Origin of the sequence: Janthinobacterium sp. MP5059B, from assembly GCF_001758645.1 — a bacterium.
GTDB classification, from domain to species: domain Bacteria; phylum Pseudomonadota; class Gammaproteobacteria; order Burkholderiales; family Burkholderiaceae_D; genus Janthinobacterium; species Janthinobacterium lividum.
On sequence record NZ_LRHX01000006.1, the window covers coordinates 1,205,345 to 1,224,478 of the forward strand.

Annotated in this window: 21 protein-coding genes; 11 read left to right on the forward strand and 10 right to left on the reverse strand. The window is 59.7% G+C overall.

The window, feature by feature from the left end; all coding sequences use genetic code 11:
• The first annotated feature begins 176 nt into the window (after positions 1–176).
• On the forward strand, positions 177–857 hold the full coding sequence (locus JAB1_RS10005) for a DNA alkylation repair protein (RefSeq protein ID WP_070279695.1): 681 nt from the start codon (positions 177–179) through the stop codon (positions 855–857).
• Here the strand turns inward: JAB1_RS10005 and JAB1_RS10010 are convergent.
• On the reverse strand, positions 820–1,494 hold the full coding sequence (locus JAB1_RS10010) for a TetR/AcrR family transcriptional regulator (protein WP_034784622.1): 675 nt from the start codon (positions 1,492–1,494) through the stop codon (positions 820–822). The genes JAB1_RS10005 and JAB1_RS10010 overlap by 38 nt on opposite strands.
• Positions 1,495–1,601: 107 nt before the next feature.
• Between JAB1_RS10010 and JAB1_RS10015 the strand changes: the two genes are divergently transcribed.
• Positions 1,602–2,300 carry a hypothetical protein gene (locus JAB1_RS10015; RefSeq protein ID WP_034784623.1) on the forward strand — a complete coding sequence of 233 codons (699 nt, stop codon included), beginning with the start codon at positions 1,602–1,604 and terminating at the stop codon, positions 2,298–2,300.
• Between the two features lie 9 nt (positions 2,301–2,309).
• Here JAB1_RS10015 and JAB1_RS30260 read toward each other — a convergent pair whose 3' ends face one another.
• Positions 2,310–3,203 (reverse strand): GNAT family N-acetyltransferase, encoded by an 894-nt coding sequence (locus JAB1_RS30260; RefSeq protein WP_080753572.1) that lies wholly within the window; start codon positions 3,201–3,203, stop codon positions 2,310–2,312.
• 165 nt (positions 3,204–3,368) lie between these two features.
• On the opposite strand from JAB1_RS30260, the gene JAB1_RS10025 reads away from it, so the two are divergent.
• Positions 3,369–4,259 carry a neutral zinc metallopeptidase gene (locus JAB1_RS10025; RefSeq protein WP_034784624.1) on the forward strand — a complete coding sequence of 297 codons (891 nt, stop codon included), beginning with the start codon at positions 3,369–3,371 and terminating at the stop codon, positions 4,257–4,259.
• A gap of 42 nt (positions 4,260–4,301) precedes the next feature.
• Here the strand turns inward: JAB1_RS10025 and JAB1_RS10030 are convergent, their stop codons facing one another.
• The 5 genes from JAB1_RS10030 to JAB1_RS29535 all read right to left on the reverse strand — a co-directional run bounded on the left by JAB1_RS10030 (position 4,302) and on the right by JAB1_RS29535 (position 9,126).
• Positions 4,302–5,066: a transporter substrate-binding domain-containing protein gene (locus JAB1_RS10030; RefSeq protein WP_070279697.1), complete on the reverse strand. Its 765-nt coding sequence runs from the start codon at positions 5,064–5,066 to the stop codon at positions 4,302–4,304.
• Complete coding sequence (nadC, locus tag JAB1_RS10035; protein WP_070279699.1) at positions 5,066–5,932, reverse strand: carboxylating nicotinate-nucleotide diphosphorylase; 867 nt, start codon at positions 5,930–5,932, stop codon at positions 5,066–5,068. The genes JAB1_RS10030 and nadC overlap by 1 nt, the downstream gene beginning before the upstream one ends.
• Positions 5,929–7,062: a quinolinate synthase NadA gene (gene nadA / locus JAB1_RS10040; RefSeq protein WP_070279903.1), complete on the reverse strand. Its 1,134-nt coding sequence runs from the start codon at positions 7,060–7,062 to the stop codon at positions 5,929–5,931. Before nadA ends, nadC begins: the two co-directional genes overlap by 4 nt.
• A 239-nt stretch (positions 7,063–7,301) precedes the next feature.
• Complete coding sequence (locus JAB1_RS10045; RefSeq protein ID WP_034784627.1) at positions 7,302–8,900, reverse strand: ABC-F family ATPase; 1,599 nt, start codon at positions 8,898–8,900, stop codon at positions 7,302–7,304.
• Positions 8,848–9,126: a hypothetical protein gene (locus JAB1_RS29535; RefSeq protein WP_139144508.1), complete on the reverse strand. Its 279-nt coding sequence runs from the start codon at positions 9,124–9,126 to the stop codon at positions 8,848–8,850. The genes JAB1_RS10045 and JAB1_RS29535 overlap by 53 nt, the downstream gene beginning before the upstream one ends.
• A gap of 184 nt (positions 9,127–9,310) precedes the next feature.
• Here JAB1_RS29535 and JAB1_RS10050 point away from each other — a divergent pair, with 184 nt between their 5' ends.
• The 6 genes from JAB1_RS10050 (at position 9,311) to JAB1_RS10075 (ending at position 14,292) form a co-directional block, all read left to right on the forward strand.
• Entirely contained in the window at positions 9,311–10,570 is a 1,260-nt protein-coding gene (locus tag JAB1_RS10050; protein ID WP_070279701.1) for a hypothetical protein, read from the forward strand.
• 82 nt (positions 10,571–10,652) lie between these two features.
• Positions 10,653–10,976 (forward strand): hypothetical protein, encoded by a 324-nt coding sequence (locus JAB1_RS10055; RefSeq protein WP_139144509.1) that lies wholly within the window; start codon positions 10,653–10,655, stop codon positions 10,974–10,976.
• 321 nt (positions 10,977–11,297) lie between these two features.
• A complete protein-coding gene (locus JAB1_RS10060) occupies positions 11,298–12,377 on the forward strand; it encodes a hypothetical protein (RefSeq protein WP_139144510.1) in 1,080 nt (359 codons plus the stop codon).
• Between the two features lie 135 nt (positions 12,378–12,512).
• Positions 12,513–13,055: a DUF2939 domain-containing protein gene (locus JAB1_RS10065; RefSeq protein WP_070279706.1), complete on the forward strand. Its 543-nt coding sequence runs from the start codon at positions 12,513–12,515 to the stop codon at positions 13,053–13,055.
• A gap of 70 nt (positions 13,056–13,125) precedes the next feature.
• Complete coding sequence (locus tag JAB1_RS10070; RefSeq protein ID WP_070279707.1) at positions 13,126–13,782, forward strand: hypothetical protein; 657 nt, start codon at positions 13,126–13,128, stop codon at positions 13,780–13,782.
• Between the two features lie 63 nt (positions 13,783–13,845).
• A complete protein-coding gene (locus JAB1_RS10075; RefSeq protein ID WP_052140346.1) occupies positions 13,846–14,292 on the forward strand; it encodes a GNAT family N-acetyltransferase in 447 nt (148 codons plus the stop codon).
• Between the two features lie 59 nt (positions 14,293–14,351).
• Here the strand turns inward: JAB1_RS10075 and JAB1_RS10080 are convergent, their stop codons facing one another.
• From JAB1_RS10080 to JAB1_RS10090, 3 genes are all read right to left on the reverse strand, one after another.
• On the reverse strand, positions 14,352–15,044 hold the full coding sequence (locus JAB1_RS10080; protein ID WP_034784631.1) for a DUF3334 family protein: 693 nt from the start codon (positions 15,042–15,044) through the stop codon (positions 14,352–14,354).
• 306 nt (positions 15,045–15,350) lie between these two features.
• Positions 15,351–15,608 (reverse strand): DUF1488 family protein, encoded by a 258-nt coding sequence (locus JAB1_RS10085; RefSeq protein WP_070279709.1) that lies wholly within the window; start codon positions 15,606–15,608, stop codon positions 15,351–15,353.
• Positions 15,609–15,656: 48 nt separating this feature from the next.
• Positions 15,657–16,808 carry a HAMP domain-containing sensor histidine kinase gene (locus JAB1_RS10090; protein WP_175445040.1) on the reverse strand — a complete coding sequence of 384 codons (1,152 nt, stop codon included), beginning with the start codon at positions 16,806–16,808 and terminating at the stop codon, positions 15,657–15,659.
• A 173-nt stretch (positions 16,809–16,981) separates the two neighbouring features.
• On the opposite strand from JAB1_RS10090, the gene JAB1_RS10095 reads away from it, so the two are divergent.
• Both JAB1_RS10095 and JAB1_RS10100 read left to right on the forward strand, forming a co-directional pair.
• Complete coding sequence (locus tag JAB1_RS10095; RefSeq protein WP_070279711.1) at positions 16,982–17,299, forward strand: hypothetical protein; 318 nt, start codon at positions 16,982–16,984, stop codon at positions 17,297–17,299.
• A 112-nt stretch (positions 17,300–17,411) separates the two neighbouring features.
• On the forward strand, positions 17,412–19,082 hold the full coding sequence (locus tag JAB1_RS10100) for a DUF6138 family protein (RefSeq protein WP_070279712.1): 1,671 nt from the start codon (positions 17,412–17,414) through the stop codon (positions 19,080–19,082).
• Positions 19,083–19,134 lie beyond the last annotated feature (52 nt).

Consider the following 19,134-nt stretch of genomic DNA (forward strand, 5'->3'; position numbering starts at 1 on the left):
CCGATCAAACCTACTGCGCGTCGTGACTTGCGGCCTGCGATGCTCACCGTACCTTCGTACGGTTGCGCTTCCCGGCCACAATTCACTTCCGCTCGCTACGGTTTTATCGGGCATTCTGCCCGGGTATAAAGCGCTCCACGGAGCGCTTTTTTTACGCCTGAGAAAAGCGAGATGCGATGGATTTACATGCAGAACTGAAGGCCGCGCTGGAAGCGGCCGCTGAACCGGGCCGTGCGGCACCCATGCAGGCCTACATGCGCGAGCAGTTCATCTTCCTGGGCGTGGCCGCACCGCAGCGGCGGATGGCCGCCAAGGGCTTGCTGGCGGGTTTGAAGGGCATCGATCCCGCAACGCTGCTGGATCACGCGCAACGGCTGTGGCAGCAGCCGGAACGCGAATACCAGCACGTGGCGCTCGACATGCTGGCCCTGCACTGGCGCCAGCTGGGCACCGAGCACATCCCCGCCCTGCTCGGCCTGGCGCGCCAGCGCGCATGGTGGGACAGCGTGGACGGCATGGCGGGCATTGTCGGCGACGTGCTGCAGGCGGAGCACGGGCGCGGCGGCGATGGCCATGCGCACATGGACGCGGCCTTGCGCCATGACGATTTCTGGCTGCGCCGCATCGCCATGCTGCACCAGCTGGGCTGGCGCGCCAACACGGATGCGGCCTGGCTATTTGACGCGGCGCTGGCGCTGGCCCACGAAAACGAGTTTTTCATCCGCAAGGCCATCGGCTGGGCCTTGCGCGATTACGCGCGCCACGCGCCCGAGGCGGTGACAGCGTTTGCCAACGCGCACCGCCAGCTGCTCTCTCCCCTCAGCCGCCGCGAAGCGCTGAAGCACCAGCCACGCTGAAGGCCGAGCCGCCCAGCAGGCGCAGCGCGGCGTCGATGCGCGGCGCCGCATCCCAGGACGGCACGGGCGCCAGCAAGTCCAGCGCCATCTGCCGCAGCGGCTCAGCGATCACCATGGCCAGCAGCAATCCGGCCAGTTCCTGACCATCGTGCAGCACCAGATGGCCGCGCGCAGCCTGGCGCCGCAGCCACTCGGCCAGCAGGGCCGTGCCCCGCTCGATGCCGTTGCGCTGATACACGGCCAGCAGATCGGCGCGGGCGGGAAACTCCGTGCACAGCAAACGGAACAGGCCCACGGCGTCCGCCGTCAGCACGCGCGCCGCCATCGCCTGCAAGATCTCTTTCAATAAGGGCAGCACTTCGCCAGGCGCGGCCGCATCCTGCGCCATGGCCGGCAGGAAGGCATCCGTCCATCCGCGCACCACCAGGGCGACGAGTTCCTCGCGGTTGGCCGCATATTGATACAGTGACTTCTTTGCCATCCCTGCGTGGCGCGCCACCGCTTCCATGGTCGTGGCCGCATAGCCTTCGTGCAGCAGCAGCCAGGTGGCGGCCTGCACGGCCGCCTCGCGCGCTTCCTCCGGCGGGCGCGCCGGACGGCCCCGTCCACGCACAGCCTTGCTCTCATCTTCCCGCATGCCCGCTCCAAGCTTGATCGATAGGCGATTCTACACTGAATCCAATTTTGGAAACGCTATACGTTTCTTTAATATATAATTGTTTTACCCAAACAACGGAGAATGACATGACGCAGCATATTCAATTCCCATGGAACATCACCGACACGGGCGACTTGCTCGACCCATTTCCCCTGCACCTGGAAACGGGCATCACGCGCCTGCAAGACGGTTGCCTGCTGGTGGCGGCGCGCACCGAGCTGCACGGCTGCAGCGGACGCATGCTGGACTGGTGGTTTACGTTTTTCGAGACGACGCAGCATATCAAGTGGTGGCACCCGCACGATCACGTGGCCCATCACGGCTGGAACGGCGCATGGAAAAAGGGAGAGAGTTACTACGGTGCCTCGATCGAGGCAGTGGAATCCCTGGGCGACATTCCGCCCGTGAAAGCCAAGCTGAAGTTCCATGATCCGAAAGAGGTGTTCGATGCGGAGCAACTGCGCCGCGCACAGGACAGCGGCGCCCTGTCGGCCGCCGTCTGCGCGCGCATCGGCTTTGGCGATTACGTCGTGCTTGACCCGTACGGCGATCCGCTCGATGGCGAAATGCTGCACCTGGCGCGCGATACGCCCACGGGCTGCGTGCTGCGCAGCCGCTTCCTGCTGGGGCGCAACAGCCTCAACCCCGTGCGCGACGTGCCCGACGTGCTGGGCCTGAACTTGCTGCGCCATTGCTACAGCGAATTTACCTATCTGTCGCGTTTCCTGCCGTCGCTGTACTACGGCGAACACGCCAACGGAGAGCAAGCGCCGCTGCCGTGGTAAAGCGCCGCATCACAGCCGCTTGTGCATGCGCGCCAGCGGCAGCTTGATGTCATCGGGCAAGTCCAGGTGAAACTCTTCCGTGACGGCAAAGCCGCTGGCCAGGTACAGCGGCACGCCGGGCAAGGTGGCGGCCAGTTCTAGGGCGGTAAAGCCGGCGGCCAGCGCCTGGCGCTCGCAATGGCGCATCAGCATGCTGCCCAGGCCCTGGCGCGCGGCCGCGGGTTCCACAAAAAAAGCGCGGATGCGGCCCGGCTGGCTGGCCGGATCGAGCAGCGGGTCCGGCCCGCTCTTGGCGCGGTCGGCGCCATACAGGGTGGCGCGCTGGCTCCATCCGCCGCAGGCCAGCATGGCGCCATCGCGTTCGATCACGAAATACGTCCGGTCAGCAACGAGTTGCGTATCGACGCCGAACACGTGGCGCGTCACGGACTCGGCCTGTTCCTGCGTATAAAACCCCGCGCTCAGTTCCACGCCGGAACGGGCGATCAGCGCATTCATTTGCGGCACATCGGCCGGCTGCGCCACGCGCAGGCGCGTCAACGCGCCAAAGCTGAACCAGGCACGGCTGATGCGACCGTGCGTCACTTCATACGTCGCCACCAGTTCCTGGGCCGATATGCCATCATCCGTGTCGCCATGGACGATTTCATGGTCGATCACCAGCTTGCCGCAGGCGATGCGGTTCAGCAACTGCGCATGCGGTTTGCTGGCGGCGAAGCGGGCCGTGAAACGGGGACCGATCTGCGCGCTGCCCTGAGCCAGCAAGGTATCGGGGTGCTGGAATTGCTGCGCGTCATCGGCATAGATGGCCAGCAAGGCCGGCACGTCGTGTGCGTTATAGGCATCCAGTTGTGCCTGGACCACCGCCGTGGCCGAAATGAGTGTATCGTTGGCAAGCGCCATGCATGCACCTGTTGTGATGTGGTTGGAAAGTTGCAAAGCGTAACACTGTCGCTCCTGTCGCGGCGCGGTTTGCTGCGATAATTGTAAGATTCGTTATCAGATTCACCGCAAGAGACATCTTGCGGCGTCACCAATCAATCGCAAATCGCAGCAGGAGTAGATATCATGAAATGGGAAGGCAATCGCGAAAGCGACAATGTGGAAGATCGCCGTGGCGAAGACGGTGGCGGGGGCGGCGGTGGCGGCTTTGGTTTTGGCGGGCGCTCGATCGGCATCGGCACCATCGTCATCGCCCTCGTCGGCTCGTATGTGCTGGGCGTCAATCCCTTGACCTTGCTGAATCTGCTCAGCGGCGGTGGCGGCCAGGTCAGCACCCAGCAAAGCCAGGCACCGGCGCGCCAGCCGCCCGAATCGGACGAGATGGCCCGCTTCGTGAAAACCGTGCTGGCCGATACGGAAGACACGTGGGGCGCCCTGTTCAAGGCCGAGGGCGGCAGCTATGTGAAACCCAAGCTGGTGCTGTTTTCCGGCAGCACGCCAACCGCTTGCGGCACGGGCCAGAGCGCCAGCGGTCCCTTCTACTGCCCCGGCGACCAGAAAGTCTACCTGGATCTCGATTTCTTCAATCTGATGCAGCAGCGCTTCAAGGTGTCGGGTGAATTCGCCGAAGCGTATGTGATCGCCCATGAAGTGGGCCACCACGTGCAAAACCTGCTGGGCTTGTCCGAGAAGGTCGACAAGGCGCGCCGCACGCAATCGGAACGCCAGGCCAACGCCATGTCCGTGCGCCTGGAATTGCAGGCCGATTGCTTTGCCGGCGTGTGGGCGTATCACGCGAACGCCGACCGCAAGATCCTGGAACAGGGCGACGTGGAAGCGGCCCTGAAAGCGGCCACGGCCATCGGCGACGATGCGCTGCAGCGCCAGTCGCAAGGCCATGTCGTGCCGGACTCGTTTACGCATGGCACCTCGGAGCAGCGCGTGCGCTGGTTTACCAAGGGCATCGAAAGCGGCCAGATTTCCCAGTGCAATACGTTCGAGGCACGCCAGCTGTAGTGGCACCACGCATGCCGCCCTGGGGGCCGGCATGCGTATTCATCAGGGCACGGTGACGTCGTAGCGCTTGCCCAGTCTTTTCAGCTCGCCCGTCTCGATCAGGTTATTCAGCTCCTGGTCGAACTGCAGGCGCAGCTTGTCGAAGGTGGGCGAGCGGGGGAAGGCGAAATAGCCGTTTTGCAGTTCGATGACTTTGGGCAGGGGTTTCACCTGGCGTCCATAGCCGAGACGGGCAATCACGGGATCGGTGTTGCGGCGGTTGCTGACAAACACGTCGACGTGGTTGTGCACCAGCATCTTCAAGCCATTTTCCACATTGTTGGCCACGCTGACCTGCAAGCCGGGCCGCACGCGCTCCCAGTCTGCGCCATAGGCCCAGCCATTGAGCAGCACCACCCGGCGGTTCTTCAGCGCCGCGTAGTCGCCATCCCAGCCGAAGCTGGCATCCTGGCGCGTATAGAAGACCATCTGGTCCTGGTAGAACGGCTTGTCGGAAAACGCCATGCTGGCGATACGCTCGGGCGTCTTGTAGGGGCCGATCAGGATATCGGCCTGGCCTTGCACCAGCATGGCTTGCGCGCGCGCCCACGGCACCATGCGAAAACGCACGGTGTTACCCGTGCGCGCCGCCATCAGGCGCAGCAATTCCGCGCCCAGGCCGCCATATTCACCGCTATCTTGGTACTCGAACACGCGCTCGAACTGCGCCCCCACGGCCAGCAATTCCCGGGCTGGCGCCTGCGATGGCACAGCCAGCGCAGGCGCCAGCAGCGCCAGAGCCAGCAGGCGCCGCCCTGCTCTTCTCATCAGCCGACGATGCGCAAGGAGTAATCGGTGGCCCGCACATCCTTGGTCAGGCTGCCGATCGAGATGCGGTCCACGCCCGTTTCGGCAATGGCGCGCACGGTATCGAAATTGATGCCGCCGGACGCTTCCAGCAAGGCGCGGCCTTTGGTGATGGCCACGGCCTCGCGCATCATGTCGTTGCTGAAGTTATCGAGCAAGACGGAGACGGCGCCCGCATCCAGCGCTTCCTGCAATTGCGCCAGGGTTTCCACCTCGATCTGCACGGGCACGCCCGCGTCGAGATTGCGCGCGTTTTCCAGGGCCTGGCTGACGCCGCCCGCGGCCGCGATATGGTTTTCCTTGATCAGGATGCCGTCGTACAGGGCCAGGCGCTGGTTCTTGCCGCCACCGACGCGCACCGCATACTTTTGCGCCAGGCGCAGGCCGGGCAAGGTCTTGCGCGTATCTAAAATGGACGCCTTGGTGCCGGCGATCACGTCGACATACTGGCGCGTGGCCGTGGCCACGGCCGACAGCAGTTGCAGGAAATTGAGGGCGCTGCGCTCGGCCGTGAGCAAGGCGCGCGCAGGCGCTTCGATGGTGCAGACGACGCTGTCGGGCGTCATCATGTCGCCTTCGGCGTAATGCCAAACGATGTCGATGCTGCGGTCCAGGCTTTTCATGATGCCTTCGAACCAAGGCGCGCCGCACAGCACGGCTGCTTCGCGCACGATGACACGGGCCGTGACGATGTGGTCAGGCGGCACCAGCTCGCCCGTCAGGTCGCACTGGCCCACGTCTTCCAGCAAGGCGGCCAGCAAATTGCCTTCGAATGCGCGCGCCAGGGCGGGATCGAAAGGGGCGAAAGAATTAACGAGGGTACTCATGCTGGACCGATTCCTTGGAACAATGTGGTTTCTTTTGCCAGGTCCGCGCCTGGCTTGAGGCCCGCCTTCTTGGCGGCGGCAAAATCGAGCATGCGGTTGATCGAGCGCACGGCCAGTTGGCCGACGGCAGGATCGACGTGGATTTCGTTGTGCATGTTTTCCAGCGTCTGCGCCAGGTTCAGCAAGCCATTCATGGCCATCCACGGGCAATGCGCGCAGCTTTTGCAGGTGGCGCTGTTGCCGGCCGTGGGCGCTTCGATGAAACGCTTGCCCGGCGCGGCCGCACGCATCTTGTGCAGGATGCCGTTGTCGGTGGCGACAATAAAAGTGTCCGTGTCCATGGTTTGCGCTGCCGCAATCATTTGCGACGTGGAACCCACCATGTCGGCCAGCGCCACCACATTCGCGGGCGACTCCGGATGCACGAGTACTTTGGCTTGCGGATACTCTTCCTTGAGCAAATCGAGTTCGATGCCCTTGAATTCGTCGTGCACGAGGCAGCTGCCCTGCCACAGCAGCATGTCGGCGCCCGTTTGCTTCTGGATATACGAGCCCAGGTGCTTGTCGGGTGCCCACAGGATTTTCTTGCCCTGCGCATGCAGGTGGGCAACGATGTCGAGGCCGATGGACGACGTCACCATCCAGTCCGCGCGCGCCTTGACGGCCGCGCTGGTATTGGCGTAGACGACGACGGTGCGATCCGGATGGGCATCGCAAAAGGCCGTGAATTCGTCCACCGGGCAGCCGAGATCGAGCGAACAGGTCGCGTCGAGGTCGGGCATCAATACCGTTTTTTCGGGACTGAGGATTTTCGCCGTTTCCCCCATGAAACGCACACCGGCCACGACCAGGGTCTTGGCCGGATGGTCGCGCCCGAAGCGGGCCATTTCCAGGGAATCGGAGACGCAGCCGCCCGTGGCTTCCGCCAGGTCTTGCAGGTCGGCATCAACGTAATAGTGGGCAACGAGCACGGCTTCGCGCTCGATCAGCAAGCGCTTGATGCGCGTGATCACTTCGGCTTTTTCAGCCGGGGAAGGCGTCGCTGGCGTGCGTGCCCAGGCGTGGGCAGTGCAGCTGGCTCCGTCTTGTGGGTGTTCATACTCGACGGATTTGATGGCTAAAGTTTGCATGGCTGTGTCAAACAAAAACGGGATAGACCGGCACGATTGCAATAAAGCAGGTGCGCCGGAACGAAAGGACCGCGGCGCGTCGGTGTGGTGCTGGGTGGCCTCACTGGCCGGCATTGTCGGATTAGGCTGCGCCTCGGCGGCCCCGCTAATCCGACCTACGCGACCAAGCCGGGCAACTCACCCTGACGTAGGTCGGATTAGCGCACAGCGCGTAATCCGACGCAACGTTATTCCAGCAATTAATCAATACCTTGGCTCTTCAAATAGTCTTCGTAGTTGCCACGGTAATCGACCACTTCATCTTCCTTGATCTCGATGATGCGGTTGGCCAGCGAAGAGACGAATTCGCGGTCATGCGACACGAAGATCAGGGTGCCCGCGTATTTTTCCAGCGCGATGTTCAGCGATTCGATCGATTCCATGTCCATGTGGTTGGTCGGCTCATCGAGCATCAGCACGTTGTGGCGGCCCAGCATCAGCTTGCCGTACATCATGCGGCCTTTTTCACCACCGGACAGTACCTTGACAGCCTTCTTGACATCGTCGCCGCCGAACAGCAAGCGGCCCAGGATGGAACGCACGGCCTGGTCGTCGTCGCCCTCTTTCGTCCACTGGCCGATCCAGTCGGTCAGGTTCGTGTCTTTGGCGAAATCTTCCGTCGGGTCTTGCGGCATGTAGCCGACGTTGGCGTTTTCCGCCCACTTCACGCGACCCTGGTCAGGCTGCAGGCCGGCGATGTCGCCCGCGATGCAACGCAGCATGGTGGTCTTGCCGGCACCGTTGGCGCCGATGATGGCGATGCGCTCGCCCGCCTCGACCATGATGCTGAAATTCTTGAACAGCTGGCGATCGAAACCTTTCGAGATGTTTTCGACTTCCACGGCCAGGCGGTGCAATTTCTTTTCGCCGTCGAAACGTACGAACGGATAGGCGCGCGACGATGGCTTGATGTCGTCGACCTTGATCTTTTCGATCTGCTTGGCGCGCGATGTTGCCTGGCGGGCCTTCGATTTGTTCGCGGCGAAGCGGCGCACGAATTCCTGCAGCTCAGCAACCTTGTCTTTCGCTTTCGCGTTGTTGGCCAGCTGCTGGTTGCGCGCCTGGGTCGAAGCGAACATGTATTCGTCGTAGTTGCCCGGATAAATCTTCAGGGTGCCGTAGTCCATGTCGGCCACGTGGGTGCACACCTGGTTCAGGAAGTGGCGATCATGGGAAATGATGATCATGGTGGAATTGCGCTCGTTGAGCACGTCTTCCAGCCAGCGAATCGTGTTGATGTCCAGGTTATTCGTCGGCTCGTCGAGCAGCAGGATGTCCGGGTTCGAGAACAGCGCCTGCGCCAGCAGCACGCGCAGCTTCCAGCCTGGCGACACATTGCTCATCGGGCCCTGATGCAGGTCGATGGCGACACCGGCGCCCAGCAGCAGTTCGCCGGCGCGCGATTCAGCCGTGTAGCCGTCGTATTCGGAGACTTTGCCTTCCAGATCGGCGGCCTGCATGTAGTCGTCGTCGGTCGCTTCCGGGTTCGCGTAGATCGCGTCGCGCTGCTGGATGGCAGCCCACATTTCCGTGTGGCCCATCATGACGACGTCGAGGACGCGCATGTCTTCAAAGGCAAACTGGTCCTGGCGCAGCTTGCCCAGGCGTTCGTTGGTATCGAGCATGACGTTGCCGCCCGACGGGTCCAGGTCGCCGCCCAGGATCTTCATGAACGTCGACTTGCCGCAGCCGTTCGCGCCGATCAAACCATAGCGGTTGCCGTCGCCGAACTTGACGGAGATATTCTCAAACAATGGCTTGGCGCCAAACTGCATCGTAATATTTGCGGTTGAAAGCATTAGTGAGGTCTTTATCCAGTGAAAACAGGTAGTTAGGTACTTTTCTCCCATTATACAGCAACCACCATGAACCACTATCCTGACCACTACTCCTGGTGAGCTGCCTGAGCAGGCCGTTTTCACCGCTCATATCCTCGGGTTTCCGGCAGCTGGCCAGCGGGCTGTCAGCCGGTTTACGCCTTTCGGGCTTGTGCCTGGCCCGCTTGTTACGCTTGAGTACGGTCATTCTGTCTCCTTAATGGCGGCAGCCTCTCGCCAAATGAGCGCCGACAAAAAATCATTCACTCCCTGCATTCACTCCCTGTTATATCAGGATAGTTGTCGCGTCCCCTGATTTACCGTAGCATTGCCGAGTTTCTCCTTGCCGCCAATCTGAAATCGCCGCCCAGAACACCCTTTTGAGAAAAATAATGCGAAAACTTCGTTCCACGATTATTTTTACCATGCTGGCCAGTTTGGCCATGCCTGTATTGTCGGCGGATAAGCCGCTTTCTTTGCCGGACCGCCTGGCTGCCCTTCGCACGACTATCGCAATCGACCATGGAAAGATGGTTGGTTCCGGCGCGGCACCATTAATAAATGCGGGCCTGGAAAGCCAATTCGTACTCATCGGTGAGGACCATGGGATTACAGAAATTGCGAATTTTTCGGCGGCGTATTTTGAAGCATTGGCAGATCAAGGATTTACGACGCTGATTGTCGAAAATGGGCCGGCGGTTGCCGGCGCCTTGGAAAAAGCGTTGAAGTCCAATACTGGCGTCGCCGGCATAGGCGCATTTAACCAGACATATCCGGTCGCTACTGCTTTTTACAAGTGGCAAGCTGAGGCGCAATTCCTGGCCCGTATCGCCAAAGCTGCCGGGCCATCGTTCCAATTGGTGGGAATGGATCAGGAGCTCATGGGCGCTTCGAAATATTTGCTCGACCAAATGGCTGAGCAACCGCTTAATCCTTTGGCGAAATCAAAAATCGAGGCCTTCCGCAAGCTTGAAAGCGACAACTATCGCCGAGCGTCGGAGAGCGGAGACCCGAGAGAGCTCTTCATGGTAAAAATCCAAGAGGAAGAATTATTCGCGCTGCAGAAGCTGCTCACGGCCCCCAAGGAAATGCCCGCCTTGGCGATGTTAAATTCATTGATTGAAAGCCGCAGCATTTATACTAAAAACATGACTCCGGGACAAGGATATGGGTCGAATACACAACGTGCCAGGCTGATGAAACAGTATGTGGCCAGCCATTTGACGCATGCGCCTGCACAGCGCATGTTGCTGAAAGCCGGTGCAATTCATGTCTTCCGAGGCTATAACCCGCTTGGTGCCGGTAGCCGGGAGATCGGCAATTATTTGGCTGAATATGCGGAAGGCCGCGGACAAAAATCACTGCATGTGCTGGTGCTGGCTCTCAAAGGTCAGCAGGCGCAATTTGCAGGCATTGGGCGCGCGTCCGCCTCCACAGAAATTGAAAAAGTCGATAGCAAGTCCTCCATGGCTGGCGTATTGCCCTTCTTTGCCGCGGCGAAAGAGCATAAGGAATGGTCATTGTTCGATGTGCGTCCCTTGCTGGGATCGGCGAAAACTCTGGCGAATGGAGACAGCAGTGTCCAAGGCATGATTCAAGGCTACGATTTTGTACTGGTCATTCCCGAGGGAAACGCAACGTCGGACCTGTGACAATATCGCCATCGGCCCTCAGCTGCAGCGCGGCACTGCTGTGCATGCCGCGGCTCATACCAGGCATCTCCACGATCCAGGCATGCGTTCAATCGTTACCACCCGGATGCTTGCGCATCCTGGACTCAAAAAACTGCCACGCGGCTGCCGGCGTATCAACGTCATGGTTCATTTCACCGAGCAGCTTGCTTTCAGCAATCGCACGATCGATGAGGGCGGCCAGAAAAGCGACGTCGTTCGTTTGCGCCTTGGTCGTTGCGTCGGCGCGGCAATCATTCCAGGCCTGCTTGCCGTCGCTTGCACGATCAGCATTATCTTTTTGCTGCGGGCCCGATTGATCCAGTCCAGCGAGCGATATCCGCCGAACGTGTCCTGCCCCGGCATCCACGCGGCGCTTGCGCCATGACCGTGGAGCAGGCCAGCGACAAGCAGGGCACTTTTTTGCGCAGGGACATAGCGTCGCGGCCAGTTAGCCAGATCAAACAATGTAGTTGAATTATTGCCCATTTGAAATCAACAAGCCGTCCGCCGGCATTGATGCAACCATCGCCCCCGCAAGACGTCGACTGCCAGGACGCCCAGCCGCCGCATAAACCCTACTCAGAATTACAACAAATCAGTGACAATTGATTAGAATTATTGATATTCAACCAACTACAATTAGTAGGAATCATCCTACACGGTGAAGTAAATTCTCTATATTTGATTCAACTTTTTGGGAGGGAATATGAAATTTCATATGTTCTTGACGCTTCCAATGTTGCTCTCCCTGGCTGGCTGCGCAGGCATGATACGTACTCCACAAGATCAGGCAACTCAAATTGATTTCAGTGCGAGCTACATGAATTCCCTGTCAGAAAAATATAAACCCAACGATAAGCTAACCAGCTCGAACTTCCATCAGCAACTCATAAACTACGATAGCCTCGAAGGCAAGGATCTAGATGAGGAAGCCAGGAAGGCTGACGTTGGAATCAAATCACTTGCCCTTGTCGACATTCATTCATTGACAAATGGCTTGCACAGTATTGAGGCCGATATTTCGCGGCACTTGACATACAAGGCTATCGAAGAAAATCGTCTGAAATCCCTGGAAAAGGAATTTTCGGCACTCAACAAAAAAACACCGCCGTCTGACGTCGCAATAGCTGCGCTGCAAGATAAAATTGATGAAAGAAAAACAAAACTATCCGAGATTGCATCAACGTTGAGAAAATTTGAAGCGGATAAGTCATCGCAAATCTTGCTCATCGAGGAAAAAAAATTAATAGTAAAAACGATCGATGGGAAGGTTTACCAGACATCGGAAAAAGACCGAATGCGCATACGAAACGGGATAGTTCGCGACTTCATGGCCATCGCCGACCATAATTACATGCAATTCAAGAACGAATTGCTGGCTGGACGGGTGCGTACCGATACGATTGCGGACATCACTGAACTTCTGTTATCCACAGCCACCACGCTCACCGGTGGCCTGATGACCAAGACCAACCTGGGTGCGGCATCAACCCTGTTAAAAGGATCGCGGGCAACCGTAGACAAGAATTTCTTCGCGCAACAAACCATGCGGGCCATTATCAACTCCATGGAGGCAAGCAGATCTTCGGACAAGACCGTCATTATTTCAAAAATGAACAAGTCCACGAGTGTCTATCCTATTAGCGAAGCGATTTCCGATGTTCAGCGGTATCAAAGTCGCGCCAGCCTCTTCCTGGCGGTCCTGGATCTGGCGAACCAATCAGGCAAAAGCGCCGTTTCGTTAGAGAAGGACCTGAATACAGAAACCATGCAATCGATAAACTAGGGCAATGCTATGGAAAATTATCCATGCATCATGATTGCCTTGTCCGTCTTTAGCAGTTAGGCTGCGTGCTCGCCCGCCACCAGACATTGGGATTGTGCGGGCGCATCCCAACCCTACCGGACTCACAGGCATCACTTGAAAAAAACTACCATTGCCGCCACTGCGGCCATCATTGCCATCGCCGCCACCGCCTACGCTTCTCCGTATTACGCCTTGCACCAGATCAAGACGGCGCTGGCCGACCGCAATGCCGAAGCGCTGGCCGAACATGTGGACTTCCCCGCCCTGCGCGCCAGGGTCAAGACGCAGCTGGAGGCCAGCATGGCGCGCAGCATCACGGCGACCGCCGGCAGCGACAACCCGCTCGCCGCACTGGGCCAGTCGATCGCCAACGCCATGCTGGGCAAGATGGTCGACACCATGGTTTCGCCTGCAGGTGTCGTCGCACTGGCCAACAAGAGCGCCGTCAGCCCGCAAGCAAGTGACACGGCAGATACGCCCGCCGATGGCGCGCGCAAGAAGGCCGACTATGCGGCTGGCTATGCCGGCGTGAACACCTTCGTCGTGCGCGCGAAGGATGGCAATGCGCAGGAAGGCGCGCTGGTCCTGCTGCGCCATGGCGTGTGGGGCTGGAAACTGAGCTCGATCGAGATTGCGTCGGCGATGGCCGCACATTAGCAAAGCGCGCGCATGCGCCAGCAATCTGAGACACAATGCGGGTCATTTACATCAGATTGCAGGAAACTTCATGCTGAAACACACCGCCTGGGCGCTGACCATGGCCTGCGCCGCGCCAACCGCCCATGCCACGGATGGGATTGCTGGCGCCGAACGCAGCCACTCCGTCGCCGCGCGCATGCAGGCGGAAACGTCCAACGCTGCCGATCCGGATGCTCCCGCCCTGCTGCCCGTGCCCAGCGACATTTCTCTGGCCGAACTGGAGCGCCGCCTGGCACTGGGCCAGGCGCAGGCCGCTGAAAAACACTATACCAGCGCACTCGACCCGGCCGTTCTGAACGGCCTGGCACAGCAGATGGATTGCCTGGACATCATCGGCGTGCAGCCGTTCGGCTTCCCGCTCGATCAAACGCAGCCCACCGTCCTGAGCGGCGCACACCTGCTGGCCCGCTGCCCGGACAGGGCTTACGTAACGATCACGGCGATGTCGATGGCGGGCAAGACGGGCAAGCGCGTCAGCATTTCGCCGCAATCGTTCCAGCAGACCGTGGATGGCAAGCCCGCGCGGCGGCTGTATTACAAGGCGCCCAACGGGCGCCAGAAGGAATCGCTGACCATCGCCGATGGCAGTTATGTGTATGCGCTCGAATATTGGTCGCTCGATGACAGCCAGCAAAGCGGCATGGTCGGCAAGCGCAGGATGGAAACATTGACGTTGCCGCAATAAAATAGGCGCGAACAGGCGAAATACTGTATATTCATACAGTTATTAACTATCCCCTTTTCGAGCATGCCTGCACACCCGCACAAGGACTTACCCTACACCATCTGCATCAGCGCCACGATCGATGCGGAGGTCGAGCAAACCATCCTCGACGGCTTGAATGCCTATAACGATGCGATCACGGGATACCAGGACAGGCAGGTATTGAGCGTGGTCGTGCGCGACCGCGACAGCCAGCGGGTGCTGGGCGGCGCCATGGGCCGGACCTCGCTGGGCCTGCTGTTTCTCGATCTGTTCTATTTGCCCGCCGCCTTGCGGGGACTGGGTCTGGGCAGCCAGATACTGGCGCAATTCGAAGAGGAAGGACGCCGGCGCGGCTGCGCTTCGGCGGTGCTGTACACCATCAGTTTCCAGGCACCCGAGTTTTACGAGCGCCGCGGCTGGCGCCGCTTCGGCGACATCGCCTGCAGCCCGGAAGGCACGAGCCGGGTATTCATGAGCAAGACCTTGTAAGCCGCATGCGACAATGGCTGGCGGCAAACCTGCCGCCAGCCACGATCAACGGCAGTTGCTTACATGCCCAGGGACTTGAGCAGGTCGGCGTTGTCGTCGTCTTCCGGTTCCGCTGCAGGCGCCGGGGCGGCGTCCCGTTCGCGGTTCGCGAATTCGCCATCCATCAGCGAGTCGGCGTCGACTTCGCGTGAATCGAAATCGTGCAACTTGATGAACTCGGTACGGTCGATCGCCAGTTCCAGGTAGAAAATATTGTTCTTTTCCGTGTAGAAAGTGACGCGGCGCATTTCCGGGCGGTCCAGCGGCGTGTCGACGCTGAGCATCACCTGCTTGTTCAGCACCAGCATCTTCGGCTGGCTCTGGGTGATATTCGTTTGCAGTTCGCGCCGCACCTTGCCCGTGAAGTCGCCCACGATCTGGTTCATCAGCTCGCCCATGATGTTCGACACTTCGTCCGACGTGTAGAAACTGGCCAGCTCCGACTTCGGCATACCCATGTGCAACATGTAGCGCTCGTAGATTTCCATCGCCGTATCGGCGGCAAAATTGAGCACGACCAGGCCCGTGAAACCGCCATCGAACATCACGAAGCAGCCGATGTCCGGCTTCAGGCCCGTCTTGGTGATGCGCTGCACCATGCCCGAATAATTGACCTTGCTTTGTGTTGCAACGTTTAGCACCCGAACCACCGAGTTGCACAAACTCATCAACAAATCTTCTGTACCGTACACAACATCCTTTTCTGCATCCATGAGCAACCTCTCCTACTATTTTAAAGATGACAGCACTGTTCCCTGTCCGCTGCGAGCCGAAACACGACAGTTTCGCTCAGCAAGCGGACGACTTCACCTTTGCATGTCTGACCTTGCGTGGCAGCGCGCGCCGCGTTGCCGCCGGCACGAACCGCCCTCTTACCTTTTTCCGTATAGAAATAAGTATCAGATGCGCAGAATACCCAGATGTAACATTTCCGTCCAGCCATACCTGCATTTACTTGATGATCTGTGCAGAAATACCATATCCGGCCTGGGCACTGGCGTCAGCACAGGAAATAGTAACTAAAAATCAAGGGCGCGCAAGACCACGCCGCTGACCAGCAGATCGCGGCTCAGGTAGGCGAAGGCACGCTGGCCGATGCGCAGGCGGTGGGTGTCGAAGATGGCCAGCAAGTCGCCGTCCTGCCCCTGGTCCAGGCTGTGCAATGCCGTAATGGTGATACGGCACGTCTTTTCCGCCCCGAAAACGGTCAAATGGAAACGGATGGCGTCACCCGCCTGCTCGAGCGCGATGCTGTCGCGCAGGATTTCATAGGGCATGGCAGTTCTCCCCGCTGTGGGACGAATGCGCTGGCAGGGGGCGCCCGTTCATGCGGCGAACGTAGCGGCAGAATCGACATGCCGTGGCAAGTCGATGATGAAGACGCAACCATGGCCAACCACGCTCTCCACGCTCAAGTTGCCGCCATTCGCTTCCACGCTGCGCCAGGCAATCGACAGGCCCAGTCCCAGGCCAGTCTTGTTGGCACCGGCTTGCGTAAATGGCAGGAACATGTCATCCGCGGCCTCGGGCGACAGGCCAGCGCCGTTGTCTTCCACCTCGATCCTGATCCGTTCGCCATTCGCATACGCGCGCAGCACCACGGTGCCATTTGGCGCGCCAAACTTGAAAGCATTCTGCAGCAGGTTTCCCACGGCGGAGAGCAGCAAATCCTGGTCCGCATGGAGCTGCAGCAAGGGAGCGACCTCTTCCACGACCAGGGTGCAGCGCAGCAAGTTCGCTTCCAGGCTTGCCGAATAGCGCAGTTCATTGATGAAGTTACTCAGGAAGAAAACCGAACGCTGCAAGGTCAGGCCCGCCTCCACCCGCACCTCCGCCAGGGAGCGGTCGATCAGGGTGCGCAAACCCACGAGGCTGCGCTCGAGTACGGCCCCGGTCGCGCCCGTCACACCCATGCCACCCTGCTTGAGCGCGGCGACAGCCAGGCTGGCCGTTCCCAGGTGAGTGCGCAGTTCATGGGCAAAGTAGCCGATGCGCTGGCTCAGTGCCAATGCCTGTTCATTGGCAATCAGCACGTCGCGCCGCTGGGTAAATTCGGACACGGCTTCGGCAATGCCGTTGTCGAGGCAGCGGTTCAGCGTCCTGAATTCCTCGACGGCGAAATGCTCCTCCATGAGCACGGCAAGGTCGCTGACAGATTGGCACAGGTCGCCATAATCGTGCACCACCTGGCTGACGGAATAGCCGAGCGTCAGCAAGTGCCCGCCGTGCATAGTGGCGCTGTTGGCCAGTTCCGAAGTGCCACGCGCACTGCCATCGGCGGGACCGGAAATGGCCAGGCTTTGCGTCATCTGGCCTGCCTCTTCCGCCTGCAGCGTGCGGATCAGCTGATCCAGGAAGATGGGTATGCCGTGTTGTAACTGTTGCTCGGTCGGCAAGCGCATGGACCTCATGGCGACCTTTTCACGGCAACGGCGCTCAAGCTCGGCGCGATTTTCCACTAGGAATAAATGCATCATGACGTTTCCTGCTATCTGGAATGAGGGACAAGCAAGCAAGACTACCGGTAGCACACGCAAGCCACCGTCTGTTACCGAACACAGGTGCCTGCCCGCATATCCTTGCACGCGGGACGCGTCCGGCACCCCCATGTGCTATTGTCATCGGATACCTCACCAGGCAGGAGCCATGTATGCACAACATCGTTACCAGCGTCTCGTTCCGCTACATCGATCCGCGCCACAAAGAACCGGGCCCGAGCAGGGAATTCATCAATCAGAACATCCTGCTGCCGCCGGGCGCCCATCTGCCGCGCATGGGCGAGGCGATCGAACTGATGCACTGGGACTTGAACCGCGACATCAAATCCGGCGTCTATTCGGTGCTGTTTGTCCACACGCGCATTGCCTTGTTTGATGGCAATGACAAGCCGTCCGGCTGGCACACCACGATCACCGTGGGACCGCAGTCCGACGAAATCGACGAGCGCTTCCTCACCGCCCCCTCCTGACATCCGTGCGCCCCTTGTTGCGGCCAGGCCGGACCACCTAAAATAGTGATTTATATTAAACATGACTGTGACGGCAGCCGGTGGCACTGTCACGCGCAATGCAAGGAAGTCAATGAGCACACTTTTAGAACAGGCAACGACGGAAATGATGGCGACCGTAGAGGCGTGGTTTGTCGAGCGCCTGAAGCGCACCGACCTGGAAAGCGCAGTGAATCGGACCACCTTGCAAATGGGTGTCTTCAGTGATTTATTGCTTGACTACAAACCGGGACGCAGCACGGCCGACGATTTCCAGCTGACTAATGCCGATGAGTTCGCACCGAGGACACGATCGGGCCTCGATGAAGCCGTCGTGCGCGACAGCATCGCGCCCCAGCTGGTTGCCATGGTGCAAGCGAAGCTGGAAACACTGGCCGACACGCCCCTGATCGACTACCGCTTCAGCTTTCGCGGCAAATTCCAGACAGCACAGGGCACGCTGCACCTGGACCTGCTCGACTACGTCAACGAAGTCAAGCGCACAGTCTTGCTCGAGCGCATACACGGCTACGTCACGCAAAAACTCGAGCGCGGCAGCAGGCCGACGAAAAAGCTGGAAACTTTCTTCCTGGCGCGCCACCTGCTCGATCCCCAGCTGTTTCCGCAGCCCGATATCGCCTGGACCCTCGCACAATTCGAGCGCATCGAGCAGCTGAACAAGTCGCGGCCGCAAGCGCTGGCCGAACATCGCAGCGATATCATCCAGGCCGTGTCGGCCTGGGCGGAAAAGCAGTTCCTGCCGCAGTTCTATGATGTGCAGCAATCAGCCTACCGCAGCACGGAATACACCCTGAAGCCGGACGCGGCGCCCGATGCGCAGGCGCGGCAAGCGATCGATCTGCTGCTGTATGGCGCCGTGATGATATTGCGCCACGAACCGAGCTACGCCAAATCCAGGGGCCTCGAATTCCTGGAAAGCGCGCGCGAACTGGGCAGCGAACGGGCCGTGCGCATGCTCAAGGAAGGCAGCGGCACCTTCCCGGACGGCGATATCCACGTAAAAAATGCGCTGCTGGAATGCCGCGCCAACGATGTGTTTGCCACGATCAGCATCGCCATCGCCCGGGAAGAGGAAGGGGCGTATGGGCAGGCGCTGGCCTTCATCACGCATTTGCTGCAAAACGGTTTTCCGAAAAGCTACCAGATCAAGCTCAAATCCAAGGCCAAGACCTACCTGCCGATCAAGGGACTGGCGAAATCCGATACGCACCGCTTCTTTGCCAACGCCCTCGCCTGGCCCGCCCTGCAGCCGCAGCTGGAAGCGTATGCGCGCGCAGCCATCGAGCAATTCGAATTCTATGCCGACACGGAAGGCGAAAAGAATTGCATGCCCGGCAGTTACGCGACGTTTGGGCTGGGCTTGCTCGACTCTCGCTATTTCCCGCTGGTGCAGCACTACATGGCCAATGTCGATGAGGAACACCAGTCCGTGCAGGACCAGTTCACGGCAGCCTTCGCCGAACAATATGGCGTCACGCCCGCCTCCGCTCCCGTGCTGGCGGCCTGCCTGCGCGCGTGCACGGATAACGCAAAGGTGAAAATCCAGGCGGAACTGGAGGATGTGGAGAAACTGGAGCTGTTCTGCCAGCAACTGCAGGGGCTGGAAGGCTATCTGGTGGAGCACATGCTGTATCCGGTCTGGGGCAAGCTGGAAAAGCTGGCGGCCCTGGCGCGCAAGGCGCAAGGCCGGCGCAAGGAGTTGCTGCTGGGCTTGCTTGAAGCAGCCAGCAAGGCGGCCGCCTGAGGTGGACAACGTTGCGTGCGCAACGTTATGACTTTCACCATATATAATGCGG